Origin of the sequence: Mycobacterium sp. E2327, from assembly GCF_001672675.1 — a bacterium.
Classification (GTDB): domain Bacteria; phylum Actinomycetota; class Actinomycetes; order Mycobacteriales; family Mycobacteriaceae; genus Mycobacterium.
The window spans coordinates 1-508 of the sequence record NZ_LZKE01000073.1 but is presented as its reverse complement, the minus strand read 5'-3'; the positions used below and the strand labels follow the sequence as shown (position 1 = coordinate 508).

General features: G+C 64.6%; 1 protein-coding gene. It reads right to left on the bottom strand.

All coding sequences use genetic code 11. The features are described from left to right. Positions 1-28: 28 nt before the first annotated feature. Positions 29-367, bottom strand: coding sequence for a hypothetical protein (locus tag A5712_RS31850; protein ID WP_082973354.1), 339 nt, complete (start codon positions 365-367; stop codon positions 29-31). Positions 368-508 lie beyond the last annotated feature (141 nt).

The window sequence follows — 508 nt, the reverse complement described above, 5'->3', positions numbered from 1 at the left end:
GGCATCGTGCTGTCGATCGCCGGCTAAGTCACATCCGCCCCATTAGTACCCGCGCGGAGGGGGCACCCTTTGTGCCCGCCTCAGAGCGACACTTGGCCGCCGCACGCAACGCGAGCACCCGTACATGCATTCGGTGTTCGGTGGAGCGCGGGATATAGCCCGGCCCGTACAGCCCGCGCCGAAGCCGGCGCACCCTGTCCCGTTCCGTCTCCCAACGCAGGGCGTCCGAAATGACTTTCGATGCCCGGCCGGGAACGCAAAAGCCTTGCGCTTCAAGCGCATGGAGCATTTCGGCGACGGTTGCCCGCCCATTATGAGCGAGATGCATCGCGAGCACATAGCGCAGTTCGATTCCTCGAAGGTTCATTGCCGCAGGGTCGCATACCGGTACGACAACGCCTCAAGTTGTCGCTATGAGGCGGGCACAAAGGGTGCCCCCTCCGCGCGGGTACTAATGGGGCGGATGTGACTCAGCCGGCGATCCACGCTGCGGCGGCCAAGTGTCGCT